A 23,985-nucleotide genomic window follows, 5' to 3' on the forward strand; every position below is an offset into this window, starting at 1 on the left:
GCTGAACCCCGGCCCCCGTGCCCGTCGATTCCTCTGCGCACCTCCGGGGCCACATACAGCAGGAGCCGGGAGTGACCTCCCGGCTCCTGCTGTCCTGCATCCCTCGGGACTAGCGGACCTGGAGGGTCAGCATGCCCGTCGAGTTGGACTGGACGACCTCGATCTTCGTCCCCGTGCCGGCGACGACGACGGACCCCTGGGGGTTCGTGGCGTCGTAGTAGGCGTTCGGGTCGGTGTCGTCGAAGACGGCGACACCGGGCTGCGACGGAGCGGTGAGCGTGGTCATGCCCGCCGCCGTCTCGCGGTGCAGGCTGAGCGCATCAGTGGCCTGCTTGCCGAACGTGGCGTCGAAGCTCTGGATGCGGTTGCGGACGATCGTGCCGTCGGACCACCTCAGCGCCTTCGGGTGGGCGTCCACGGGCAGGGCGAGACCTGCGCCCGGGTGCTGGCGTGTGTTGTTGTTGCTCTGCGCGGTGTTCCAGTAGGTGATGCTCAGACCGTCCTGGTAGGCGTAGTGCTCCACGGTGTCCGGCGCGGTGACGCCCCAGCCGAAGTTGTACGGACCGGTGGCGAGCGTCGCGTCGTAGCCCGCGTAGACACGGTTCTCGGCGATGTAGAAGCGGTTCTTGCCGGCGGCGTCCTTCGGCAGGTTCACGACGACGGCCTGCGGGGCCTTCGTGGCGTGGAACGAGGGGCCGATCTTATGGGTGGACTTCTCACCCGCCGTGGCGACGTCGTAGTCGAGCCACCCGAGCTGCAGCTTCTCCCACGCACCCATGTGGTTCGGGGTGGTGCCGATCGAACCGTCGCCGTGTCCGAGCCACGAGCCGGAGCTCATGAGGCTCCAGAAGCCGGTGCCGTTCTCGCCGCCGCTGGTGTCGTACAGGTCCGGCAGGCCGAGGTCGTGGGCGTACTCGTGGGCGAAGACACCCAGGCCGCCGTTCTCGGGCTCCGTGGTGTAGTCGCGGATCCAGACGTCGGACTTGCCGATCTTGATGCCGCCGAAGGGGTTCGCGGACGGGCCGGTGGTCCCGCGGCCCGCCTGGCCGACGGCCCAGCGGTGGGACCAGATGGCCGACGACGCCGCCCCGGCCTCCTCGCCCTCTCCGGCGTGGATGGCCTGGAAGTGGTCGATGTAGCCGTCGGCCTCGTTGAAATCGCCGTCCTTGTCGAAGTCGTAACGGTCCCACTGGTCGAACGTCGCGAGGTACGCGTCGATCTCGGCGGGGGTCTTCCCCGCCGAGATCTGCGCGTCGTACCAGGCGTTCGCGGTGTCCTGCACGAAGCGGGTCATGTCCGCCTGGCTCTCGGTCTCGCCGTAGCTTGCCGAGTTGTAGGGGACGGTCACCCAGTCGCTCACGTCGCCGTCGACCGTGTACCGGCCGCTGGACAACTCCCCGTAGACGCTCTTGAGGGACTCGCCCTCCTCGCTGAAGAACATGTCGAGGTAGTGCTGGCGGTCGAAGGAATCGGTCCAGTAGGTGGAGTTGTCCACGGCGCGGTCCGGTTCCTTGATGGCGCCGCTCGCGGGTCCGGGGGTCGATGCGGGGAAGCGGGGATCCACCTTGGTGCCGAAGTCGACGAGGAAGGACAGGATCTGGTCGCTGTCCTGCAGGCCGTACTGCGCCCACTGGCCGGGAGCCATCCTGACGGCCTTCGACCCGTTCCGGTCCTCGACCGTCGCTTCTCCGGCGAGGACCCTGCCGAGGGCCTGCTGGTTGAGGTCGCGACGCGCTTCGTCCGCGGGGTCCGAGCGGTCGTCGAGCCTCTCTGCTGCGCCGTCGGCGCCGGGTGAGGACGTGAAGGACGACGGCGGGGTCGGTGAGTCGGCCGCGGGACCGGGTGCGGCCTGCGCGGTCACGGGGGCAAGGACGACGGCGCCGGTCACGGCGAGCGCCAACGCGTACCGCAGTCCCCGGGTACGGGTGATGGAAATCAAGGGTTCTCCTAAGTGAAATGTCCCAGCTGGTGCAGAACACCGATGAAGCCGGTGCCTGCGGTGATGAACATGTTGCCTGAGTCACACGTTCTGGAGGGACCGTAGCACCGGCGTCGGACACTTCGACGATTGGTTGCGGGGTGTGAACCACTTTCCTCCCGCACTCTGGCGCTGACGGGTAGGCGGTCGTATAGTGCAGCGCCGCCAGGCGGGTGACCTCAGACGAACGGCGCCAGAACCGCCGCGGCCTCGCCGAACACCGCGGAACGGGTGGTCGCGTGCACGGAGAAGCGGATGCGATCCTCCCCGTGGAGTGTGGCAGTGACGCCGGCGGCCGCGAGGGCCGCGTGGGCTCGGGCCGCGCGCCCGGCAACGCCGGCCACCACGATCCCTGCACCCGATCGGTCCCGCGGCGAGAGCACGGGCACCCCGGCGGCGTCGAGTTGCGCGATGAGCGCCTGGGCGTGGGCGGCCACGATACCCTCGATCGCCGGCACCCCCACCGTCTCGATCAGGGCGAGGGCCTCGGCGAAGGCGCCGGTCGCATAGGGCGAGAGGTTCGAGACGGAGAAGCGCTGCGCTCCGGGCAGTGGAAGGTGCTCGTCGCCGTCGTACCTGCGGGAGTCGAGGACGCCCGTCCACCCGGTCAGCAGCGGCTCGATCCGCTCCAGGCCCTGCGGCGACAGCGCGAGGGCGGCCGCCCCCCACCCGGCGCGGATCCACTTCTGCGCACCGGCGATCAGGACGTCGGCCTGCGTCCACTCGAGATCCGCGACGCCGAACGCCTGGATGCCGTCGACCACGAGCAGCCGATCTGGACCGATCACCGCGCGGAGGCCCGCGAGGTCGGCGCGATAGCCGGTGCGGAAGTCGACGGCGCTGACACTCACCGCGACGGTGTCCGAGGTCAGGGCGTGGGCGACGACGTCGGGCGTCATGCGGGTGCCGGGGCCGCCGATGAGCTCGACGCGCGCCCGTCCCGCGGCGCTGGTACGGAGCCACGGGTACCTGTTGGCGGGGAACTCGCCGGCGCTGACGAGCACCGAACCGCCGGTCAGTCCGAACGCCACCTGGAACAGGCCGAGCGAGGTACTGCCGGTCAGCCCCACGTTCTCGAGGGGGAAGCCGCTGAGCCGCGCGAAGGATTGCCGCGCGCGGAGGTCCTCCCCCGACAGGGTGCCGTCTATCCCGGGCCCGCCGTCGCCGGCGAGCTCCAGGAGGTGCACCACCCGCTCACGGACCGCCCGCGACGGCGGCCCGTAACTCGCGAAGTCGAGGAACCCGCACGCCTCCGTGAAGGACGCCCGGTAGGACGCGAACGCGGCGTCGTCGTGCTGCGCAGGACTGCTCATGGTCTTCCTCGCTGTCGGCCCGGGCCGGGCTCGCGCCGCCCCGATCGCAAGCTATCAGCCCGAAGGCGGCATGCGGCTGAGGCCGCCCCTCAGCGCCGCTTGTTCTTGCCCTTGAGCAGCGGGTTGGGGCTGTTGGTGACGATCCTGCCCGACTGGTCATCGGCCTGTGCGGTCGTGCCGCGGCCTGCGGCACCCACGGCCCTGCCGCGGGTGCGGCCGCCGGATCGGCGGGAGCGGGCGTCGGTGTCGGTGTCGAGACCGGCATCGGAACCGGCCATCGTCACGCCGTCGACGCTCATGACGATGCGCTCCTTCCGCACCTGTTCCCTCACCGTGGCCCTGCCCGCGACGGTGGTCCTGGCCAACCGGACGCGCTCGACGGGCACGGTCTCCCGGCCCAGGATCACGGCCTGCTCCTCGTGGCCCACGAGTTCGACGACCTCCTCGCGGAAGAGCGACTCGTTCCCCGGCGCGTTGCGCGCGGTGATCGGCTCCCGCTCGACCCGCAGCTCCTCCTTCAGCAGCGGCACCGTCCGGCTGGCCTCCTCCGTGACCACATATTTCCGCAGCCGGACGCGGGCAGCCTCATGCGCTTCGGTCCCGACACGGAGTCGCTCCTCCGAGCGGATCATCCAGGGTCCGCGGTCGCCGTCGCGCCGCTCACGGGTGATGGCGCCCTCACCCGCCGCCCCCTCATCCGCCGCTCCCTCACCTGCCGCGTCGCCGCCGGCTGTCGCCGTCGCCGTCGTCTCGTCCAGGCCGTAGTGCGCGTACAGCACGCTCTTGTCCTCCGGGCTCAGGTGGCCGTCCCGCTCGATCGACGGCGCGTGCCGGATGAGGTCCCGCGGATATGCGACGACGAGCCGGTCGTCCTGCACGGTCGCACCTGCGAGCGGCACGAAGGACTCCTTCGTGCCGAACAGGCCCGTATGGACGGTGACCCAGGTCGGCATCTCGGTGGCGTCGTTCAGGTACACCTGGCCGATCGAACCCACCCTGTCCCCCTGGTCCGTGACGACCGCCGTGCGGTGGCCGAGAAGGGGATCGAGATCGTGCATCGTGAGCATGGTGTTCCTGTCGTCGGTGGCACCCGCGTGAAGGGGCGCATTGACGACAGAATAAGGCGTTCCGACCCCAGATAACAAGCACGCTTACTATCTCGGCCCGGTGGGCCCGTCAGCCGGCAGTGGCCGCCGTGGGCAGGAGTCGGGGCCGGGCGAGCGCGCCCAGCAGCTCGTCGGAGATCGCCTGCGCGTGGAGGTCGTACGCGCCACCGCTGACCATCAGCTCGTCGGCACCCGTGCGTGCGTGCAGTTCGACGAGCTGCTGTTCCACCTCGTCCGCCGTGCCGTACACGGCCGCGGCGAGGGACTCCCGCACCAGCCCCTCCTGCCGTTCCGTCAGCGGAGCGGTGTCGTCGTCCAGGGGCGGGAAGGATCCTTTCGTCCGGGAGGCGGCGAGCGCGCGGGCCTCGGGCAGGAGCAGCTGCCGCGCCGCCGCCGTCGTGCCTGCCACCGCCACGTTGAGCGAGACCGTGACGTGCGGGGCGTCCCACCACCGCGACGGGCGGAAGGACTCCCGGTAGCGCTCGAGCCCGGGGTCGGCGGCGCGGGACAGGGCCGGTCCGCCGAGAACGACGGCGAGGCCCGCTCGCGCCGCGATGTCGATGCCCTGGCCCGTGGCCAGGACGAAGACGGGCGTCCGACCACCGTCCGCGGGACGGGCGGTGATCGGAGCGGTGCCGCCGAGGAAGGCGAGGAGATCCGTGACGTCCTGCGCGAAGCGGCCGGCGTCCTCCCCGTCCGCCCGGAGCGCGGCCCGCACCGCGGAGGTGAATCCGAGGGACCGGCCGACGCCGAGATCGAACCGGCCGCCCGTCAGCGCGTTCAGCGTCGCGGCCTGCTCGGCGACCACCAGGGGCTGGTGGTTCGGCAGCATGATGCCCCCCGTCCCGATCCTGATCGACGTCGTCGCGGAGGCCACCGCAGCCGCGAGGACGGCGGGAACGGACCCCGCGATACCGGGTACTCCGTGGTGCTCCGCGACCCAGAACCTCCGGTAACCGAGCAGTTCCGCCCGCTGCGCCCGCGCGATCACGTGCTGCAGGGCCTCGGCCTCGGAGGAGCCGGTCCGGGACTGGGCGCGGTCGAGGATCGAGACACCGGCGAAGGGAAGGGGCATATGGAGGGAACCCGTGGCCCGCCGGTGTCATTCCGCGTGCGGGACCGGTTTCGGGAAATGGGGGTGGCACGCGTCAGGATGGGCTCTCATCGCCGGCCGCCCCTGCAGCGCGGCGTGGTCTCAACCGGAAGGACTCCCCGCCATGATGGGCGCCCACCATGCTGCCTGCGGCGCTGCCGCCTGGGTCGCCGCCACCACCCAGGTCGAGGTGCAGGCGGGCCGATGGCTGCCCGTCCTGCCCGAATCGGTCACCCTCGGCCTGGGGCTCCTCGACGTCAGCCCCGTCGGCGTCGTCACCGGGGCCCTGGTGACGGCGGGGGCGGCGCTCCTGCCGGACGCCGATCACCACAGCGCCACGATCGCGCATTCCCTGCCGCCGTTGTCCAATCTGTTCTGCGCCGGCGTCGGGGCCATCGCGGGCGGCCACCGGCGCGGCACGCATTCGCTGCTCGGGGTCGCGGCGTTCGTCGCCGTCGCCTTCGTCGCCGGGCTGTGGACCGTCGAGACCGTCGATTTCGGGACCGTCTATCCCGGCGCGGGACTGCTGACGGTGCTGCTGGTCTCCTTCGCGGCGAAGGCCCTGAAGATCATCCCGGACCGCATGCGGAAATCACCGTGGGCGGTGGGCCTCACCGCCGGCGCGTTCATCACCGCGTTCGCGCCCGAGGAGCAGTTCTGGTTCCCGCTCGCCGTGGGCATCGGCGTGGTCGTGCACATCCTCGGCGACATGCTGACCACCGGCGGCTGCAACCCGGTGTATCCGTTCCGCCTCAGGAGACCGCGCAGCCTGGCGAGGACGCCCGTCATCGCGCAGGTCTGGCGACCCAACGGCAACATCGCCGTGCCCGTCCTCGGTAACGCCGGATCGCTGCGCGAGTGGTGCCTGCTCGTGCCCGTCTCCCTCTACGCTCTCGGCGGGATCGGCTGGGCCATCATGAACATCGACGACGGCGGAATGGTGGTCGCGCGCCTCTCCGGCGGCGGATGAGCAGTGGCGCGAAAGATGTTCGAAACATGGGCGCACTAGGGTCGGGGCAGACCCGACCGGCGAAAGGATCGCATGCACGGCGACCACTTGTTCTTCGACCCCCTCGATACGGAGGCGGGTGTTGATGCACCGGAACCCGAGCGGGACCATGGTCCTGGTGCGGACGATCTCCAGGCCCAGCGCCGACGCGAACTGGCACGCGTGCAGGAGGAGCTGAGGAGGATGGCGCAGGGGCGTTCCTGACGACCGAACGCCCGGGCCCCGGTCCCGAAGGACCAGGGCCCGGGCCTCGCTGTCAGCAGCGGTTCGGGCTGCTAGCGGCGGTTCAGCAGGCCGCGGAGGATTCCGCCGGCCTTGCCCGCGGGGACGGGCGTGCCGCGCTTGCCGGCAACTCCACCGGCGGGCTTGCCGGTGGTGCGGGTGCCCTTGTTGCCGAGGTAACGGCCCGCAGCGTTTTTGAGCGTGTTGCTGATTCCCAAGATGATCTCCTTCGGTTGCGCGTCTGCACCCAAGAACATCAGGTGGCTTATGAGTTTATCCCGCGCTCCCCACTTGTGGGGCATCGGAATCCCGTCGGCCACACGGCGGTTCTCCGTCGTCGCGCGTCCCGTCGCGGTCCGGCGCGGGCCGACCAGCCCGGTATGACCGATGAACCCTCGTTCTGCAACCCCTCCACCGGGGCGCGGCACCCCAGGACCCCGGCGTACGGTGGAGGGATGAGCGTGCCGACGGATTCCAGGGTCACCTTCGATGGGCGCTTCGCGCGGGACCTGCCCGAGATGGCGGTCGCGTGGCAGGCGGCGGCCGCACCACAGCCCGCCCTCCTCGTCCTGAACGAGCCGGTCGCCGCGGAACTCGGGCTGGATCCCGCGTTCCTCCGCTCCCCCGAGGGGCTGTCACTGCTGGTCGGCACGGCCGCGCCTGACGGTGCGACGCCGGTGGCCCAGGCCTACGCGGGCCACCAGTTCGGCAGCTTCAACCCGGGGCTCGGTGACGGCCGTGCCCTGCTGCTGGGAGAGGTCACCGCCGTCGACGGCCGCCTCCTCGACGTCCATCTCAAGGGGTCCGGGCGCACACCCTTCGCGCGCGGCGGTGACGGTTTCGCCGCCGTCGGGCCCATGCTGCGCGAGTTCATCGTGAGCGAGGCCATGCAGGGGCTCGGTATCCCGACGACGCGCTCCCTCGCCGTCGTCGCCACGGGCCGCGACGTGCGACGGGAGACGATGCTGCCCGGCGCCGTCCTGGCTCGCGTGGCGAGCAGCCACCTGCGGGTGGGCAGCTTCCAGTACGCCGCCGCCACGGGCAACCCCGACCTCCTCAAGCGCCTCGCCGACCACGCGATCAGCCGTCACCACCCGGCCGCCGCGGCAGCCGAACGCCCTTACCTGGCACTGTTCGAGGCCGTCGTGTCCGCGCAGGCCTCGCTCGTGGCGCGATGGATGCTCGCCGGATTCGTGCACGGCGTCATGAACACGGACAACATGACCATCTCGGGCGAGACCATCGATTACGGACCGTGCGCCTTCATGGACGTCTTCGACTATGCCGCCCTCTACAGCTCCATCGACCGCGACGGTCGCTACGCCTACGCGAACCAGCCGCTCATCGCCGAGTGGAACCTCGCGCGGCTCGCCGAGACCCTGCTCCCGCTCATCGACGACGATCAGGAGCAGGCGGTCCCCCTGGCCGTGGCCGCACTCGAGGCGTTCCGCCCCCGGTACAGCGCCGCCTGGCTGACCGGGATGAAGGCCAAGCTGGGACTGCCCGCCGACGCCGACGACGACGTCGCGTCGGCACTGGCCAACGACGTCCTCACCCTGCTGCAGGACAACCATGTGGACTACACCTCCTTCTTCCGGGGTCTCGGCTCCGTGGTCCGCGGCGACGCCCGGCCGGCGCGGGACAAGGTGCTCGACGTCGCCGCCTTCGACGCCTGGGCCGCCCGCTGGCTCGCCGTCGCGCCCGACGCGGACGCGATGGACCGCGTGAACCCCGTGTACATCCCGCGGAACCACCTCGTCGAAGAGGCCCTGGACGCCGCGACCGCCGGCGACCTGGACCCGCTCGGCCGGCTGCTCGAGGCCCTCACGAAGCCCTTCGAGGAGCGGCCCGGCCTGGAACGCTACGCCGCCGGGGCACCTGACGATTTCGGCGCGTACACGACGTACTGCGGTACGTGACGGGCGCGAGGCATCCGATGGCCGCTCGGCGAGCCGGTGAGGAGCGGCTTGTCCACCGGAAAGTGGTTCCCCGGTGCCGCCGGTCGGACCGCGTAGCGTTACGACCATGAGTGCATCCTTCGACATCACCCGGGTCAGCGACCACGAATATCGAGTGCGGACCGAGGCGGAAGGACAGTCCGTGGAATCGCTGTTCCGGATGAACCCCGATCTGCAGGGCCGTCTCGGGACCGAGGACGCCGAGGAGGTGGCGGTCGTCGAGGCGACCGCGCAGTTCCTGTCCCGCCACCAGTCGGTCATCGACTTCCCTCCGATGATCGACCTCGAGGACATCCTGGCGACCTACGACGACGCCCCCGAGCAGATCCGGCGACTCCTCGCGGAAGGGCCCTCGGCGCCGGAGGCATAGGGCCTGGGTGCGCCGCGGATCGGACAGCCGGTGACCGGCGTCAGCAGAGGACACCACATCCCGCTCCGCAGCGCACGTTCTTTCGTCCGACTGCTCGGACTTCCGGAGGAGACGGCCGCGGCCCACTCTTGGACGTACCACCCATCGCACAGGAGGTCCGCATGAGTTCTCGACATCTCGACCGGGTCCAGGCCGCAGGACGCCAGGGCGCGGGCTCCATCAGTTCCATGCTTCCGGAGGGCCTTGACACGAGGACGGACCTCCAGGACGCCGTAGCGGACGCCCTGATCAGCGGCGAACCCCTGATGACGGTGGCGATCCTCGCCGATCTGTCCCCGCTGGCTGCCCTCGACGCGCTGGAGCAGCGCACCGCCGCACGGGCCGGTTCCCTGAAGACGCTTCCGGGGGCCTGACGGTCCCGTCCGGACCAGGGACTCCTGCGCCTGCCTATGTGCTTGCCGATGCGTAATTGAAAGGTTGGCACCAAGTAGTTGCCGTGCCTGCGTACGTAGGAAACACTGTTTCCCCTGTGAACTATCCCTCGTAGCTTGTGGGAGGCGATGACGCCGTCCCCACCCTTTCAGGAGCCTACGTGCGCACCAGTAACACCTCATCCGTCCTTACCCGCCGCCTGGCCGGCGCGGTCCTCCTGCCGGGCATCCTCGGGGCAGCCCTGGTCTTCGCGCCGCAGGCATCCGCGCAGCCAGGGCCGAACTCGGGGGTGTGCAACGGAGTGGCGAATCAGCTGGCACACCGGGGAACCGTGCAGGAGAACCTCCTCAAGGCCGCAGCACGCAAGAACGCCGAGCTCATCGCCACACTGCAGACCGAGCGGTCGGCATTCCAGGCGAACGCCGCCACCCTCAAGGCCCAGGTCGACGACGCCACGGCGGCGCTCGCCGCGCTCGACGCCGAAAGCACCCAGCTGGATGCCGCGGTGACGGGCGCAAGCACCGATCTCGCCGCGCTCATCGAGCAGCAGGCACGCACGGCGAAAACCATCGAATCCGCAACCTCGTACCTCGCCGGTCTGCAGACACAGCACGCAACTGCCACCGCAGCACTGGCCCCGCTCGAAGCCGACCTGACGGCGGCCCAGGCCGATGCGGAGGACCTCAAGAAGCAGGCACTCACGGCGACTGCCGAGGTCGACGGCGCGCAGGAGGCGCTTCGCGCCGCCACCGATGAACTCGTCGGCCTCGAAGCCACCGCAACCCGGACGGCAGCCGATGCGGTGCGGCAGAACGAGGCCATCGCAGCGGCACAGGGCGAACTGGCGTCCCTCACGACGACGGCGCAGGACGCAGCCGTCGCGGCCGGCACAGCACAGCAGGCCGTGACCGACGCCGAAGACGTTCTCGCGCAGCTCGTCGGCGCCGGGACCACGGCGCAGTCCGCCCTCGATGCCCAGCAGGCTGCGGTCGAGGCCGCCGCGCAGTCACTCGCGGCATTGCAGACAGAGGCGAAGGCCGCAGCCGAGGCCGTCACGTCGAAGAACACCGCCATCACCGCAGCCCAGGCTGACCTGCTCACGCTCGAAGCCGCCGCGACGCAGGCTGCGGACGCCGTCACGGCGCGGCAGACGGCCGTCGCCGGCGCCCAGAGCGAGCTCGTCACCCTCCGCGCAGCCGCCACCAAGGCCGCCGACGCCGTCACCACCAACAGCACCCGCATCGCCACCGTGTCCGCCGAGATCTCGAAGCTGGAGAAGGACATCACCGCCAAGAACAGCGAGATCACGGCCAAGCAGGGCGCCATCACCACCGCCCAGGGTGAATTGGCCACCCTGCAGGACCGGAAGACGACCCTCGAGACCGAGATCGCTTCGCTCACCGGCCGGATCGACGCGATCAAAGGCAACTCTTCCACCAAGCGTGATCTGGAGGATCAGCGCAAGACGAAGCAGGACCTACTCAACACCCTGAACACGCAGATCACGGACAAGAGCGCCCAGATTGCGGGCCTGCAGGGCGATCTCCGCACGCTGCAGGGCCAGGTGGACACCCTCGACGCGCAGCTGCTCGCGAAGCAGGCCGAGAGCAACACCCTGCAGCAGCAGGCCGCGCCCCTGCAGGCCGCCCTGGCAACAGCGAACGCGTCCGTAATGACCAGGGAGTCGGAGGTCAGGACACTGCAGGGTCAGCTTCCAGCGCTGCATACGGCGCTGACGGAGGCCAAGACCGCGGTCGCCGCCCAGCAGGACGACGTCACCCGCCTGCAGGACCAACTGCCGGCGGTCACGGCAGCAGCCACAGCGGCGCGCGACGCCGTGGCAGCACAGGAGAAGGTCGTTGCGGATCTCGAGGCGGACCTGCCGGGCCTGACCCAGGGCGTGGAAGCGGCCGAGGCGGCAATCACTGCCCAGGGGGACGTGCTCGAGGGGCTGCGAGGTGAGCTCACGGACGCCGAGGCGCAACTCGCAGCGGCCACCGCAGCGGTCGCGGTCAGGACCGCCGAGCTCACCGGGCTGCAGGACCGCCTGCCCACGCTCCAGGCCGCGGCGGACAGTTCCGCGAAGGCCCTCGCGGACAAGCAGGCGGAGATCGGCGCCCTGAACGCCGAGATCGACGGTCTGGTCACCGCGCTGGCCGGACTGAACGGCCGCATCGCCACCAGGGAATCGGAGGTGCTCGCCCTCCAGGGCAGGGTGGCCCCGCTCCTCACACAGCTCAACGGGCTGAACGGCGAGGTCAGCGCCACCGAGGCCCGGCTCAAGACCCTCCAGGGCCAGCTGACCACCCTCGACAGGCAGGTCACCGACGCACAGGCGGTCCTCCGTGGGCTCGAGGCGCAGAAGAAGGCGAACAAGGACGCCATCACGGCGCAGAAGGCCACGGTCATGACCCTCCAGGGCAAGCTAGGCACCGTCCAGGGCCAGATCAACGCCATCGACGGTCGGATCCTGCTCGGCGGCTGCATCGCCTGACGGCAAGGACACCGAACCGAGGAAGCCCCGGGACCGGACGTCCCAGGGCTTCCTCGTGTCCACTGCCGTTCCAGGGACCCTACCGCACCCCGGCCCGACGACGGCGGTCGTTGCCCGAACGCAGGTCCCGGTTGAGCCGGCGGTCGCCGTGGTAGAGGATGGACTCCCAGTCCGCCTCCTCCGGCGCCTTCTCGATGACCTTCGACTCCTCGACCTTCTTCACCCGGGGTGCCACGTACAGCCAGTTCAGGACGCCCAGCCCCATGTCCACGGCGGAGTTCTTGATCCCGATATAGGCGCGGATGGCACCGGCCGCCAGCACGGCGTTCAGCCCGGCGAACAGCGCATTGCCCCAGTTCTGCTCCAGGACGTCCCGGGCGAGGGTCAGCAGGGAGAAGGCCACGATCGCATACGGGATGATGACGTACAGGCCGGGCGCCGCGGTGCGGTCCTTGACCTTCGGGGTGCGGACGAAGGGGATCTTCTCCCCCGTGAAGGCCTGCTGGATGGACTTCAGGACGCCGGCGAGGTTGACCGGCAGCAGCACCAGGTTGAACCCGTAGATCCGGAAGATGTCCGAGAAGCGGTGCCCGCAGTCGCGGAGGTCGCTGCCCATCGCGAGGAAGTACGGGGCGGCGGCGAGGAACACGACGGGACTCAGGAGCCGGCTGTCGTACGGGTAGGCGAGGAGGAACAGCAGCCCGAAGCTCGCCCACGCGATCGACGCCATGTAGTTGACCCGCAGCAGCACCTCCCGGAAGAGGACCTGCTCGCGGAGGTGCCGGCGCCGTCGCAGCTGGTCCCACAGCTTCGGCAGGATCAGCAGCCCGCCGTTGGCCCACCGGCGCCGCTGCACCACGAGCGAGCCGAAGTCCGGCGGCGTGGCGCTGTAGCTGAGACGCTCGGGGTAGTTCATCAGCGTCCACCCGTGGCTGCCGAGGTCCACGCTGGACTCGGTGTCCTCGATGACGGTGCGGTCCTGGATGTAGGTCTTGATCTCGAAGCCACCGACGTTCTCGACCTCGACGATGTCCTCGACCGCGCGCTTGCGGATCACGGCGTTCGCGCCCACCCAGAACGTCGCCCCGTAGTAGGACATGCCCTGATGCAGGATGTGCTGGATGTCCGTCGACGCGCCGGCCACCCGCTCGATCCGCGTCGGCGCACCCCGGAAGGAGGAGTACGGCGTCTGGGTGACGGCGATGCGCTCATTGCCGGGGGACTCGAGCAGGTGGACGAGCCGCACGCAGTAGTCGCGCAGCAGGAGGGAATCGGCGTCGAGGGTCAGCAGGTAGGTGGAATCCGGGACGTCCAGGACGTCGTCGTCCTCCGCTCCCTCCCCCTCCACCAGCGGGCGCAGCACCGTGCCGGTGGCGACGTGCTCCTTGCGCCAGCGCTGGCCCATCAGGGAGATGTAGGCGTTGAGGTTCATGGCCTTGTTCGCCTCGTGGGACAGCGAGGCGTAGGCCTTGCGTTCGAAGGTCTCCAGCCGTGTGTTGAAGATCCGCACGAGGCGCACGTACAGCTCGCGGATGCGGACCGGCTCAGGGCACTGCTCCTGCGCCAGCGCGGCGTTGAGGGCGTACACGGTCAGCCGCAGCTCGCGGGCAAGGCCCATGACCACGAGATCCACGAAGAACTCGTCCACGTGGTCCTCCACCGTCTCGGCGTCGGCCATGTCCTCGAGCCACACGGCGGCGTCCTCGTACGCCCTGATGAGCGGGGGCAGGTCATCGAACGACGACGGCGCGTCCGCGTCGCGGGCGGCCAGGGCGGCCTCGAACGCGGCCAGCGCGGAACCGGCCCGCGTGGAGGGCTCGAGGAGCGCGGACTCGATCTCGAACGTGAGCGCCCGTGTGGCATCGAGGCGCTGCCGGATCGCCGGGTCGGTGGGGTGCGGCGGGTCGTCGAGGAGCAGGACCACGCGGATGTTGGGGAACTCCTGCAGGGCTGCGGACCACAGGGTGGCCCTGACGACGGCGGGTTCCTCCGCGTAGGAGGGCACGAGGACGGTGATGCCCTCCTGGTGGTCGGCGAAGTGGCGGTCCAGCTCGCCCCGCGGCACGCGCCGGTGATCGCGGAACCGGTACAGCGCACCCTGACGGGCCAGCAGGTACATGAGCGCCGAGAAGGTCAGGAATGTGACGACGATCAGGTACGACGTCGCCTCGACCTGGAACCGGAAGCCTGCGTCGGGGTTGTTGGCGAACTGCCGCAGGATCGTCGTGACGACGTACGTCAGCCACGCCAGCACGGTGACCACGATGCCGAGGCGACCCAGGGCGATCTTCCGCGAGGACGGCGTCGGGTGCACGATGGACAGCGGCTCCGAGCGCCGCTCCGAGCCCCACTGCCGGCGTCGCCCGGCGACGGGCGGGGGCGCCTTCTCGAGGACCGAGGCGGAGGCTGCGCCCGGCGACGGGACGGCCGTCACGCCCGCCATCCCGTCGGGTGCGGCATCGGCGCGCACTCGGGGAACCGGTGACTCGGTGGCATCGCTGGATTTGGACATGGCTACCTCGGCAGTTGGCGGGCAGGGGGATGCACGACGTCGCCCCGCGACATGCAGCGTCACTCTCCACCATCGGCCCGTCCGCCGTGCGCGTTAGCCGAAACAATGACGGGGGCCGAAATTTCCCATACGCTTCAAGCGTCTCGCGCACCTCGGGTGCGCACTCCCGCCTCCTGTCGAGGCCGTCATCTGGGGTTCCTGTGTCTGCACGTTTTCCTGGCCGGAGGCTGTCTTTCCTCCGCATGCTGATCCTGTCCGTCGTCGTCGCCGCCGTGACCGTGGGTGGCCTCACGGGGTGGAACCGTTGGGAGGACGCCAAGGCCGCCGAGAGTGCGGGCGCCTTCTTCGCCGGTTACGTCGACGTGACGGCGACGCCCTCCTACGCGTTCGAGGACCCCGCCGGGGAGAACGGCGGCAGCGCGGTGCTGTCCTTCGTCGTGGCGTCGGAGGAGGATCCGTGCACCCCGTCCTGGGGCACCTACTACGGCCTGGACGAGGCCGAGGCGGCACTCGACCTCGACCGCCGCGTGGCCAGGCTCGTGCAGGACGGCGGTGAGGTCATCGTGTCCTTCGGCGGACTCCTGAACGACGAGCTCGCGACCGCCTGCACGGATCCCGAGGACCTGGTGGACGCCTACGCCGCCGTCATCGATCGCTACACGCTGGCGACCGTGGACCTGGACATCGAGGGCGAGAACCTCAAGGATGTCGCTGCCGGCGAGCGCCGCGCCGAAGCCATGGCCGCGCTCCAGGCCGAGCGGGCCGGCACGGACACGCCGCTCAACGTGTGGCTGACCCTGCCGGTCGCCCCGACCGGGCTGACCGCGGACGGCACGGCCGCCGTCGCGCAGTTCCTGGAGGCCGGCGTCGACCTCGCCGGGGTGAATGTCATGACCATGGACTACGGCGGCAGCCGGCCCGCGGGCACGAGCATGCTCACCGCCTCGCAGAACGCCGCGGACGCCACGCACCGCCAGCTCCAGGTGCTCTACGAGCGGGCGGGCATCGAGATCGGCCCGCAGGCCGCCTGGCGGAAGATCGGGCTGACGCCGATGATCGGGCAGAACGACGTCAAGGGCGAGATCTTCACGCTCGACGACGCCAAGGCCTTCAATGCGTTCGCCGCCGAACGCGGCGTGGGCCGCATGTCGATGTGGTCCCTGAACCGCGACGCCACCTGCAGCGAGAACTACGCCGACACCACGGTGGTCTCGGATTCCTGCAGCGGCATCGACCAGCAGGGGCTCCTGTTCGCACCGATCCTCGGAGCGGACTTCGAGGGCCGCGCCGCCACGCTCGCGGATGAGCCAGTCACCGAGGAGAGCCCCGAGGCTCTGGTCGAGGACGATCCCGAGACGAGCCCGTACCCCATCTGGTCCGACGTCGGCACCTACCGCGAGGACGACCGCGTGGTCTGGCAGGGCAACGTGTACGTGGCGAAGTACTGGACGCAGGGCGACCTCCCGAACGATCCGGTACTGCAGGCGGAGGAGACCCCCTGGACGCTGCTCGGCCCGGTGCTGCCCGACGAACGGCCCGTGCCCGCCGTCACGGCCCCGGCCGATCTCTACCCGGAGTGGGATCCGAAGCAGGTGTACGAGCGCGGCGACCGGATCCTCGTCGACGGGCGCGTGTACGAGGCGAAGTGGTGGAGCCAGAGCGACAGCCCCGAGGCCGCAGTGCAGGGCTCGGACGCCTCACCCTGGCAGAAGCTCGACGACGCCACCCTCCTGAAGATCCTGGAGGAACCCGCGACGTCCTGAGGTGTCGGGGACCTTCGGCACTGTGCGGTGGACGCCGGCACAACGAGGGTTGCTCCCATGGCGACGATCCAGGTCAGCGAGCACGACGAGCAACTCACGGCGGGTGTCCGGGAGAAGGTGCCGATGACGGAGCTCACCGAGTTCTTCCCCCGCGCCTTCACGGACACGATGGCGGCGCTGCAGGCCCAGGGCGTGCATCCCACCGGGGCCCCCTTCGGGAAGTACTACGGCCCGCCCGGTGCCGTCGTCGATGTCGAAGCGGGCTTCCCGGTCTCCGCGGTCATCGCTCCGGCGGGGAACGTGGTGCCCGGGTCCCTGCCGGCCGGGCGCGTGGTCGCAGCGACCCACGTCGGCTCCTACGACACGATGACCGACACGTATTCCGAGCTGGAGCGCTATTTCGCGGACGCGTCACTGACGCCGGGCCCGGTGATGTGGGAGACCTACCTCAGCGATCCGGAGGAGGAGCCGGATCCCGCGGGGTGGCGGACCGAGATCTGCTGGCCCGTGCACCGGGGCTGACGAGCCTCGGAGCGGATCGCCCGACCTCAGGCCTCCGACGGGGCGCGGCGGTCCGTGACGGCGACCGCGACGAGGGCGACGAGGCCGAGCACCGGGATGGCGACCACCAGGGCGAGGCCGATCAACGACGACGACCTAGTGGGGTTCGCCGGGGGCAGGAAGAGCGAGATGTCCCACAGTCCATGGGCGATCATCGCCGGAAGCAGGAGACCGCCGATCCTCCGGAACGAGTAGAGGATGGCCCCGGTCAGCGTCGCGAGGAGCACCTGGTTCAGGACCGCGGGGACGGGCGAGCCGGTGACCAGGTTGGTCAGGTGGAAGACGCCGAAGGCCACCGATGTACCGACGGCGACCGTCAGCTCGGTGCGCCGGTCGGTCCTCAGGCCCCTGAGGAGGATGCCGCGGAACAGGGTCTCCTCGGCGAAACCCACCAGGAGCCCGACGATGACGATCGGGATCAGGAGGTCCATGCCCAGGCCGGACCAGTCCACGAAGACGAGGTGGAGGACGATGACGATGACGAAGGCGGCGACCGCGATCCGGAGCATGACCGGGACCTGCAGCCGTTCCTTGTCGCGGAAGATGCTGTCCCAGCGGGACCACCACACGAAGGCGACGAGGACGATCGTTGCGACCACCAAGGGCAGGACCGCGGTAGCCAGACGTTCGCAGAGGTGTCGAACCACTCCGTGGAGGGGATGCCCGACGTCACCGCGGTGATGCTGAAGACCGCGGCATACGCCACGACCATCAGCAGCGCCGGCCCTGTGGACGGTCTGATCCGGGGAGAGCGCTAGAGGGCAGCGGATGAGGTGTTGGATTCCGCCATGGTCGACGCCTCCGGACAGGTCCGCCGGTGCAAAGGTGTTCAACGAGACCGTAGGCCGCCGATCATCCGACGGGAATCCTCCCGTTCGGGTGATCGGCGGGACCCACGGACGAACCGGGCGGGCCGTGCCCCCGCCCTTCTACAGCCGGGAACGGGGCGGTACTGTTCTCCGCATGACCGCCCAGCCCGGTGTTGTTCTGCCGGCCCAGGATGGTGCCGGCGCCCGTGACACCGTCATCGATCGTGCCCTGTTCGCGTTCAGCGGCCTTGCCGCTGTCTGGTTCGCCGTCATCCTCCTCGAGGAGACGCTGCAGTGGGGGCAGCTGTGGTTCGGCTTCGTCTTCTGGGTGGTCCTGGCCTACCTGGTCCTCCCCCGGGTGCACCGCATCCTGACGCGCATCTACCTTCCCGACTACTTCATCGGCCGCGCGCGGACGAGCGACGGGCTGCTCGGGGACCCGGTCAACGTCGCACTGCTCGGCACCGCCCAGCAGCTCCACACGGCGATGCGCCGAGCCGGATGGATCCTCGCGGACGCCGTCGATCTCCGCAGCAGCCGGCGGATCGTCACCGCCACGCTCCGCCGCCGCAGCTACGACCAGGCTCCGGTCAGTCCCCTGTTCCTCTTCGGGCGCCAGCAGGACCTCGCCTACCAGCAGGAGGTGGACAACAGTCCCGGCAAGCGGCACCACATCCGGTTCTGGCCGTGCCCGCCCGGCTGGGTGCTGCCGGGCGGGACGGCTGTCGACTGGCTGGCGGCGGGCACGTACGACCGCTCCGTCGGGCTGTCGCTGTTCACCCTCCAGATCACGCACAAGATCGAGGCGGACACGGACCGGGAGCGGGACTTCGTCCTGGCGTCGCTCCAGGCATCGGACCCCGGCATCGGCGTGAGGGTCATCGAGGACTTCTCCACCGGATACCACTCCCGCAACGGGGGCGGGGACACCATCTCGACGGACGGCAACCTGCCCGTCGTGGACCTCACGGGCGTGGAACCGGACCCGGAGGCACCCCTGCCGCCGGTGGACCAGCGACGAACGACGCCGGCCCCCACCGTGGTCGGCGCGATCCTCGTCGGGTTGCGCGGGCTGGCCGCCCTGGCGCTCGGCCTGGCCCTCCTGGGCGGGTCGGCGGACGCCCTCGTCGCTGCCGGATCGAACGCCCGCGTGCTCCCCGCCGTCGCCGTCGTCCTCCACGCGTTCGGGTTCTTCGAACTGATCCTCGCCCGCTTCGTGCTGCGTGGCGGGAACAGGGCCCGCATCACCGCGATGATCCTCAGTGCGGTCGCCATCACGAGCCAGGCCGTGGTCGCTTTCGGGACCGGTGCGCCGGTGACGTTCGAGACCACGCTCCTGGGGCTCTCGCTCGACATCCTGCTCATCATCGCCCTGTCGAGTCAGCGCTCACGCGAGTTCGCGCATCGGCACCGCCCGGGGTGATCCTGCCCCGGCGGACGTCGGCACGTCGGGCCGGCCACGCCGTCGGGACCGCGGCGAAGGACCTCCCTCGGAGCGAGCAACATCCTTTGCGGGTGAGGACATGAACGGCTGTGGCGGCCAACAATGGCGGGACCAACGGCGACCGGCACAGCCGCACCACCGCCGCGCTCCAGAGAGGAACCCTCCATGTCGACGACGAAACACCTTCTGGCCGGATTGATCATGTGTGGGACGGCCGCCGCCCTGATGGTCGGCTGCAGTGCGGCCACCCCGAGCGAGAACACGGACCAGGCCTGCACTTCCGCCGACGCCTTCAGGACCGCGGTGAACGATTTCACGGACACGCTCCGTCCGGGCGCGACCGCCGATGAGGTCCAGGCGGCGCGGGCGGAGGTCCGGCGGACCTTCGACGATCTGATGGAGGAGGGCGGGGACGTGGTCGAGGACAAGAGGGAGGCCCTGAACGAGGCGGTCGGGGAGTTCCAGACGGCGGTCGACGAGGTCCCCGATGGCGCAACCCTGTCCGAGGGCGTCACCGCCCTGCGGGAGGAGGCCGCCAAAGTCGATCTCACGCGCGACGAGTACGTGGCTGAGCTCGGGTGCGGCTGACCGGTGAAGGGCGCACCATGAACGCCGAAGGAGTGCGGACGTTCGGCGTGGAGGAGGAACTCCTTCTCGTCGACGGCGGCAGCGGCCTGCCGCTCCCGGCGTCCTGGGCTCTGCTCGAGGAGTACGCGGACGCCGAGGACGGCACCGGGCCGAAGCTCGAGGCCGAGCTGCAGCAGGAGATGATCGAGGTGGTCTCCTCCGCGCCCCGCACGCTGGTGCAGCTGGTGTCCGACGTCGTCCTCGGCCGTGCCGTCGCGGACCGGGCGGCCCGTGTGGTCGGGGCACGGGCGGCCGCCCTGGCCACGTCCCCCCTGCCCGGGCGCCCGCACGTCCACCCGACCGAGCGGTTCGGCAGGATGGTCGACCGGTACGGCGTCCTCGCCCGGGAGAACCTGACGTGCGGCATGCACGTCCACGTCTTCGTGACGTCCCCCCAGGAGGGCGTGGGGGTCCTCGACCGCATCCGCAACTGGCTGCCGGTGCTGGTGGCCCTGAGCGCGAACTCCCCCTTCGTCAACGGACAGGACACCGGTTTCGCCAGCTACCGCTCGCAGGTCTGGCAGGGGTGGCCCTCGGCCGGGCCCTCACCGGTGTACGGGTCGGTGGGCGCCTACCGCGCCCGGGAAGAGGAGCTGATGGCCACCGGGGTCCTCCTGGACCGCAAGATGCTCTACTTCGATGCACGGCTGTCCCAGACGTATCCGACCGTGGAGATCCGGGTGGCCGACGTGTGCCTGTTCGCCGAGGACGCCGGATTGATCGCCGCCCTGGCCCGCGGTCTCGTGGAGACAGCGGCGCAGGACTGGCGCGCCGGCGTGCCTCCGACGAAGATCTCCTCGCCCGCGCTGCGCCTCGCCGGCTGGCAGGCGAGGCTGTCCGGGCTGGGCGCGGACCTCGTGCATCCGCTGACGGGACGCCCGGCACCGGCGTGGGATGTGGTGGCATCCCTGCTGAATCATGTCCTTCCGGCCCTGACCGACGCCGGGGACACCGAGGCCGTGATGGACGGGTTCGTCCGACTGATCGATCGGGGCACCGGCGCCGACCGGCAGCGCGCCGTCCTGCACCGCACCGGCCGCCTGGCGGACGTGGTCACCGATGCCCTGGAGGTCACTCACGCCTTCAACAGGAACGGGACCACGGCGGACGCCGTGGACCCCGGGGTCGGCTGACCCGATGAGGGCCGGTGGTCTTCCCGGGCACCGGACGCAAGTGCACCGAGGAGCCAGGAGGCCCCCATGAACGAGCTGACCATCGTCCTCGTCACCGCGGCCCTCTTCGGATGGGCGTTGGTCTCGGCGCGCCTCCAACGGGCCGATCTGACACCGCCGATCGTGTTCCTCGCCCTCGGAGGAGCCCTGGCGGGGCTCGGCCTGGTCGACGGCTCCGCGACTCCGGAGAGGTTCGCCCCCCTCGTCGAGGTCACCCTGGTGTGGGTGCTCTTCTCCGACGCCGCCCGCCTCCGGGCGCAGCAGCTGCGCGGTGACGCGGGCCTGCTCCTGCGGCTCCTGGGCCTCGGTCTGCCGCTGACCATCGTGGTCGGGTGGGCGCTGGCCGCCTGGCTGTTCCCGCAGCAGGGACTGTGGCTGGCCTTCGTGGTGGCTGCCGCGCTGGCCCCGACGGATGCTGCATTGGGGCTTCCCGTGGTGACGAACCCGGCCGTGCCGTCGCGGATCCGCAGGCTGCTCACCGTGGAGAGCGGCCTGAATGACGGCATCACCACTCCCGTCGTCCTGCTGGCCATCGCAGGAGCGGCCGCCGCCGCCGGCGTGGAGGACGCCGAGGGTGCCGGGCCGGCGGTGATCACGCTGCTCATCGGTGTGGTGGTGGGTGCGGTGATCGGAGGCACCGGCGGATGGCTGCTGCGGCGGGCCCGGCAGCACGGGAGTGCCGCGGAGGAGTTCGCGGGCATCGGCGTCCTGGCCCTGGCCCTGCTGGCGTACGCCGGTGCCGTCGAGGTGGGCGGCAACGGATTCGTCGCGGCCTTCTGCGCCGGGTTGGCGTTCGGCATGTTCGCCGGCCCCCGCGCGGAGGGCGAACTGGCCTTCCTCGACCAGACGGGCAGCCTGGTGTCGATGCTCGTGTGGTCGGTCTTCGGGGCCGTCGCCGTCTCCGTCGTCCTGGAACGCATCACCGTGCTGACCGTCGTCTACGCGGTGCTCAGCCTGACGGTGGTGCGCATGGTCCCCGTGGCCCTGTCCCTGATCGGCACCGGCCTCGACCGCCCCACCGTGCTGTTCGTGGGCTGGTTCGGTCCACGCGGGCTGGCGTCCATCGTGTTCGCCCTGCTCGCGCTGGAGGCGCTCGGCCACGAGGCCGACGACGCCGTGGCGGTCATCGCCGTCACCATCCTTCTCAGCGTCCTGGCGCACGGGCTCAGCGCCGCGCCGCTGGCCGCACTGTACGGGCGGGTGTCGGCGGCGTCGACGTCGGCTCCTCCCGCGTCGCGGCCGTGATGGCGGACAGCATCAGCGCCGTCGGGGTCTACTTCGGGAGGCTTCTCCCGTCGGCATCGAGGTAATCGCGCCAGGATCGCCTGGGTGCCCACCCGAGCAGCTGGTGGGCCTTCCTGCTGGAGATGCCCGAAGCGTCCGTACGGTCCAGTGCGCGCAGTTCGATCTGGTCGCCGTAGTACTTCGAGAGGATCTCGGCGAAGTCGTAGCCGCCCACGTTGTCGGGGGATGCGATGTAGAAGACCTCGTGCCCCGGCAGGTCCGACCCGGTGGCGAGGACGATCGCGTCGGCCAGGTCGTAGACGTCGATGTAGCTCCACAGGTTGGGGCTCAGGTTCGAGGCGTCGCGGATCTGCGGCCCGAGGTTGTGCTCGTAGTTGCCCTCGAACTGGACCCAGCTCGGTCGGATGGAGATGCACCGGATGTCCGCCCGGGCCACCGCGGCGTCCATGAGCTGCTCGCCGAAATGCTTGGACAGGGCGTAGGGGTCCTGCGGGCGGATCGGGTGCTCTTCGTCCACGGGTGCGTAGTCGGGCAGGAAGTCACGCTCGGGGAAGAAGAACCCGGGCACGGTCTCGCTCGAGATGTAGACGAAGCGTTCGACGCCGAAACGGATGGCCGCTTCGAGGACGTTGAACGTTGCCATCAGGTTGGTCTGGAACACGACGTGGGGCGGGTTGCCGGTCGGCTCGGGGATCGCGGCGATGTGCACGACGGCGTCCGCGCCGTGGACGACGGCATAGGCCTGCCCGGCGTCGGTGAGGTCCGCCATCGTGTACCGGGGTGCGTCGTCGGCCTTCCGTTCGAAGCCGGGCCGCGTGAGGTCGGTGGCGTGTACTTCGTGTCCGGCGTCGATCATCGCCTGCGTCGTGGCGCGACCGACCTTTCCATGGGCGCCGGTGATCAGGACTTTCATGGTGTCTCCTCGGGTTGATGCATGTCGATCGGGTCGGTCGGGTCGGTCGGGATGTCCGGACGGGGCCGGCTACTCGTCGACCCCGGTGCTCTCGCTGACGTCCCGCCAGGTCTCGAGCGAGGCGAGCTGGGCCCGGAGGACGTCGGCGTGGGCGGTGGTCGCATCGGCCCCGAGGACGAGCACTTCGGGAGGGTCGGCTGAACCCACGGCGGTGATGATGGCCGCTGCCGCTTTGACAGGGTCCCCGGGCTGCGTTCCGTGGGTGGTGTCGTTCTCCTTGCGGCGCTTGCCCGCGGTGTCGGCGTAGTCGTCGATCGCTCCCGCGGACTGCTGGAGGGACCGGCCGGAGAAGTCCGTCCTGAATCCGCCGGGTTCGACGACCATCGCCGTGATACCCAGGGGTTGCAGTTCCTTGCGCAGCGACCCGGTGAGCCCTTCGATCGCGGATTTCACGGCGGCGTAGTAGCCGGAACCCGCCGGGGTGATCCTCGCGCCGATCGAGGACAGGTTCACGATGGTGCCCTCGCGGCGGGACCGCATCTGGGGCAGGACGGCTTTGATCATGTCCACGGCGCCGAAGAAGTGCGTGTCGAACAGGGTGCGCACATCGTCGTCGTCGCCCTCCTCCACGGCGGCGCGGTATCCGTAGCCGGCGTTGTTGACCAGCACGTCGATCCCGCCGAACGTCTCGGTGCCCCGCGTGACGGCCGCCTGTACCTGGCCGCTGTCCGTCACGTCGAGGGGAAGGGCGAGCGCCGTGTCAGGGTAGTCCGCCGTGAGGTCCTCGACCTTCGAGGCATCGCGGGCCGTGGCCACCACGTTGTCGCCGCGCTGGAGCGCGGCCTCCGCGAGGGCGCGTCCGAGTCCTGTGGAGCAGCCGGTGATCAGCCAGGTCGTCATAAGGTTCCCTTCGTAGTGCCGGCGCTCTACCGGCGATGCAACCAGTCGATGTCCCGGTCGGGAT

The 23,985-nt window shown here is 70.3% G+C and carries 22 protein-coding genes; 13 read left to right on the plus strand and 9 right to left on the minus strand.

Annotated features, from left to right (window positions below):
• Nucleotides 1–109: 109 nt before the first annotated feature.
• The 4 genes from CXQ92_RS08685 to CXQ92_RS08700 form a co-directional block, all read right to left on the minus strand.
• Nucleotides 110–1,939, minus strand: coding sequence for an immune inhibitor A domain-containing protein (locus tag CXQ92_RS08685; RefSeq protein ID WP_306738504.1), 1,830 nt, complete (start codon nt 1,937–1,939; stop codon nt 110–112).
• Between the two features lie 218 nt (nt 1,940–2,157).
• A complete protein-coding gene (locus CXQ92_RS08690) occupies nt 2,158–3,291 on the minus strand; it encodes an aminotransferase class V-fold PLP-dependent enzyme (protein ID WP_104167259.1) in 1,134 nt (377 codons plus the stop codon).
• 89 nt (nt 3,292–3,380) lie between these two features.
• Nucleotides 3,381–4,358 carry a PRC and DUF2382 domain-containing protein gene (locus CXQ92_RS08695; RefSeq protein ID WP_104167261.1) on the minus strand — a complete coding sequence of 326 codons (978 nt, stop codon included), beginning with the start codon at nt 4,356–4,358 and terminating at the stop codon, nt 3,381–3,383.
• 109 nt (nt 4,359–4,467) lie between these two features.
• A complete protein-coding gene (locus tag CXQ92_RS08700) occupies nt 4,468–5,472 on the minus strand; it encodes an MsnO8 family LLM class oxidoreductase (protein ID WP_104167263.1) in 1,005 nt (334 codons plus the stop codon).
• A gap of 142 nt (nt 5,473–5,614) precedes the next feature.
• On the opposite strand from CXQ92_RS08700, the gene CXQ92_RS08705 reads away from it, so the two are divergent.
• Entirely contained in the window at nt 5,615–6,460 is an 846-nt protein-coding gene (locus tag CXQ92_RS08705; RefSeq protein ID WP_104167265.1) for a metal-dependent hydrolase, read from the plus strand.
• Nucleotides 6,461–6,532: 72 nt separating this feature from the next.
• Nucleotides 6,533–6,703, plus strand: a complete 171-nt coding sequence (locus CXQ92_RS18115) for a hypothetical protein (protein ID WP_181033602.1) — start codon at nt 6,533–6,535, stop codon at nt 6,701–6,703.
• Between the two features lie 71 nt (nt 6,704–6,774).
• On the opposite strand, the gene CXQ92_RS18120 is transcribed toward CXQ92_RS18115, so the two are convergent.
• Nucleotides 6,775–6,939, minus strand: coding sequence for a hypothetical protein (locus CXQ92_RS18120; protein WP_181033603.1), 165 nt, complete (start codon nt 6,937–6,939; stop codon nt 6,775–6,777).
• A 237-nt stretch (nt 6,940–7,176) separates the two neighbouring features.
• Between CXQ92_RS18120 and CXQ92_RS08710 the strand changes: the two genes are divergently transcribed.
• The 4 genes from CXQ92_RS08710 to CXQ92_RS08725 all read left to right on the plus strand — a co-directional run bounded on the left by CXQ92_RS08710 (nt 7,177) and on the right by CXQ92_RS08725 (nt 11,975).
• Nucleotides 7,177–8,640 carry a YdiU family protein gene (locus tag CXQ92_RS08710; protein WP_104167267.1) on the plus strand — a complete coding sequence of 488 codons (1,464 nt, stop codon included), beginning with the start codon at nt 7,177–7,179 and terminating at the stop codon, nt 8,638–8,640.
• A gap of 106 nt (nt 8,641–8,746) precedes the next feature.
• Entirely contained in the window at nt 8,747–9,049 is a 303-nt protein-coding gene (locus CXQ92_RS08715; protein ID WP_146067422.1) for a hypothetical protein, read from the plus strand.
• Nucleotides 9,050–9,210: 161 nt separating this feature from the next.
• Nucleotides 9,211–9,462: a hypothetical protein gene (locus CXQ92_RS08720; RefSeq protein WP_104167271.1), complete on the plus strand. Its 252-nt coding sequence runs from the start codon at nt 9,211–9,213 to the stop codon at nt 9,460–9,462.
• A 179-nt stretch (nt 9,463–9,641) separates the two neighbouring features.
• Nucleotides 9,642–11,975 carry a chromosome segregation ATPase gene (locus CXQ92_RS08725; protein WP_104167273.1) on the plus strand — a complete coding sequence of 778 codons (2,334 nt, stop codon included), beginning with the start codon at nt 9,642–9,644 and terminating at the stop codon, nt 11,973–11,975.
• Nucleotides 11,976–12,054: 79 nt separating this feature from the next.
• On the opposite strand, the gene CXQ92_RS08730 is transcribed toward CXQ92_RS08725, so the two are convergent.
• Nucleotides 12,055–14,487, minus strand: a complete 2,433-nt coding sequence (locus tag CXQ92_RS08730) for a glycosyltransferase family 2 protein (RefSeq protein ID WP_258069829.1) — start codon at nt 14,485–14,487, stop codon at nt 12,055–12,057.
• Between the two features lie 242 nt (nt 14,488–14,729).
• Between CXQ92_RS08730 and CXQ92_RS08735 the strand changes: the two genes are divergently transcribed.
• Both CXQ92_RS08735 and CXQ92_RS08740 read left to right on the plus strand, forming a co-directional pair.
• Nucleotides 14,730–16,250, plus strand: coding sequence for a chitinase (locus CXQ92_RS08735; RefSeq protein ID WP_104167275.1), 1,521 nt, complete (start codon nt 14,730–14,732; stop codon nt 16,248–16,250).
• A 57-nt stretch (nt 16,251–16,307) separates the two neighbouring features.
• Complete coding sequence (locus tag CXQ92_RS08740) at nt 16,308–16,772, plus strand: GyrI-like domain-containing protein (protein ID WP_104167277.1); 465 nt, start codon at nt 16,308–16,310, stop codon at nt 16,770–16,772.
• Nucleotides 16,773–16,798: 26 nt separating this feature from the next.
• On the opposite strand, the gene CXQ92_RS08745 is transcribed toward CXQ92_RS08740, so the two are convergent.
• Complete coding sequence (locus tag CXQ92_RS08745; protein WP_104167279.1) at nt 16,799–17,410, minus strand: CPBP family intramembrane glutamic endopeptidase; 612 nt, start codon at nt 17,408–17,410, stop codon at nt 16,799–16,801.
• A 36-nt stretch (nt 17,411–17,446) separates the two neighbouring features.
• On the opposite strand from CXQ92_RS08745, the gene CXQ92_RS18630 reads away from it, so the two are divergent.
• The 5 genes from CXQ92_RS18630 (at nt 17,447) to CXQ92_RS08765 (ending at nt 22,108) form a co-directional block, all read left to right on the plus strand.
• Nucleotides 17,447–17,569 (plus strand): hypothetical protein, encoded by a 123-nt coding sequence (locus CXQ92_RS18630; RefSeq protein ID WP_258069830.1) that lies wholly within the window; start codon nt 17,447–17,449, stop codon nt 17,567–17,569.
• Between the two features lie 205 nt (nt 17,570–17,774).
• On the plus strand, nt 17,775–19,043 hold the full coding sequence (locus tag CXQ92_RS08750; protein WP_104167281.1) for an LssY C-terminal domain-containing protein: 1,269 nt from the start codon (nt 17,775–17,777) through the stop codon (nt 19,041–19,043).
• 186 nt (nt 19,044–19,229) lie between these two features.
• On the plus strand, nt 19,230–19,652 hold the full coding sequence (locus tag CXQ92_RS08755; protein ID WP_104167283.1) for a hypothetical protein: 423 nt from the start codon (nt 19,230–19,232) through the stop codon (nt 19,650–19,652).
• A gap of 17 nt (nt 19,653–19,669) precedes the next feature.
• Nucleotides 19,670–20,824 (plus strand): glutamate--cysteine ligase, encoded by a 1,155-nt coding sequence (locus CXQ92_RS08760; protein ID WP_104168171.1) that lies wholly within the window; start codon nt 19,670–19,672, stop codon nt 20,822–20,824.
• A 66-nt stretch (nt 20,825–20,890) separates the two neighbouring features.
• A complete protein-coding gene (locus tag CXQ92_RS08765; protein WP_104167285.1) occupies nt 20,891–22,108 on the plus strand; it encodes a cation:proton antiporter in 1,218 nt (405 codons plus the stop codon).
• Between the two features lie 28 nt (nt 22,109–22,136).
• Here CXQ92_RS08765 and CXQ92_RS08770 read toward each other — a convergent pair whose 3' ends face one another.
• Nucleotides 22,137–23,021, minus strand: a complete 885-nt coding sequence (locus tag CXQ92_RS08770) for an NAD(P)-dependent oxidoreductase (protein WP_104167287.1) — start codon at nt 23,019–23,021, stop codon at nt 22,137–22,139.
• A 69-nt stretch (nt 23,022–23,090) separates the two neighbouring features.
• The gene (locus CXQ92_RS08775; protein WP_104167289.1) at nt 23,091–23,921 is read right to left on the minus strand and encodes an oxidoreductase; all 831 of its coding nucleotides are present in this window, start codon (nt 23,919–23,921) and stop codon (nt 23,091–23,093) included.
• Between the last annotated feature and the right edge of the window lie 64 nt (nt 23,922–23,985).

It is taken from the genome of Arthrobacter sp. SX1312 (assembly GCF_002929295.1).
Classification (GTDB): Bacteria; Actinomycetota; Actinomycetes; order Actinomycetales; family Micrococcaceae; genus Arthrobacter_D.

Bases quoted from the DNA above. Each gene is read 5' to 3' on its own strand.
- CXQ92_RS08715 (WP_146067422.1), top strand. From the start codon at position 8,747: ATGAGTGCATCCTTCGACATCACCCGGGTCAGCGACCACGAATATCGA.
- CXQ92_RS08705 (WP_104167265.1), top strand. From the start codon at position 5,615: ATGATGGGCGCCCACCATGCTGCCTGCGGCGCTGCCGCCTGGGTCGCC.
- CXQ92_RS08710 (WP_104167267.1), top strand. From the start codon at position 7,177: ATGAGCGTGCCGACGGATTCCAGGGTCACCTTCGATGGGCGCTTCGCG.
- CXQ92_RS08700 (WP_104167263.1), bottom strand. From the start codon at position 5,472: ATGCCCCTTCCCTTCGCCGGTGTCTCGATCCTCGACCGCGCCCAGTCC.
- CXQ92_RS08755 (WP_104167283.1), top strand. From the start codon at position 19,230: ATGTCGACGACGAAACACCTTCTGGCCGGATTGATCATGTGTGGGACG.
- CXQ92_RS18115 (WP_181033602.1), top strand. From the start codon at position 6,533: ATGCACGGCGACCACTTGTTCTTCGACCCCCTCGATACGGAGGCGGGT.
- CXQ92_RS08760 (WP_104168171.1), top strand. From the start codon at position 19,670: ATGAACGCCGAAGGAGTGCGGACGTTCGGCGTGGAGGAGGAACTCCTT.
- CXQ92_RS08775 (WP_104167289.1), bottom strand. From the start codon at position 23,921: ATGACGACCTGGCTGATCACCGGCTGCTCCACAGGACTCGGACGCGCC.
- CXQ92_RS08695 (WP_104167261.1), bottom strand. From the start codon at position 4,358: ATGCTCACGATGCACGATCTCGATCCCCTTCTCGGCCACCGCACGGCG.
- CXQ92_RS08690 (WP_104167259.1), bottom strand. From the start codon at position 3,291: ATGAGCAGTCCTGCGCAGCACGACGACGCCGCGTTCGCGTCCTACCGG.
- CXQ92_RS08730 (WP_258069829.1), bottom strand. From the start codon at position 14,487: ATGTCCAAATCCAGCGATGCCACCGAGTCACCGGTTCCCCGAGTGCGC.
- CXQ92_RS08770 (WP_104167287.1), bottom strand. From the start codon at position 23,021: ATGAAAGTCCTGATCACCGGCGCCCATGGAAAGGTCGGTCGCGCCACG.
- CXQ92_RS08750 (WP_104167281.1), top strand. From the start codon at position 17,775: ATGACCGCCCAGCCCGGTGTTGTTCTGCCGGCCCAGGATGGTGCCGGC.
- CXQ92_RS08765 (WP_104167285.1), top strand. From the start codon at position 20,891: ATGAACGAGCTGACCATCGTCCTCGTCACCGCGGCCCTCTTCGGATGG.
- CXQ92_RS08735 (WP_104167275.1), top strand. From the start codon at position 14,730: ATGCTGATCCTGTCCGTCGTCGTCGCCGCCGTGACCGTGGGTGGCCTC.
- CXQ92_RS08740 (WP_104167277.1), top strand. From the start codon at position 16,308: ATGGCGACGATCCAGGTCAGCGAGCACGACGAGCAACTCACGGCGGGT.
- CXQ92_RS08720 (WP_104167271.1), top strand. From the start codon at position 9,211: ATGAGTTCTCGACATCTCGACCGGGTCCAGGCCGCAGGACGCCAGGGC.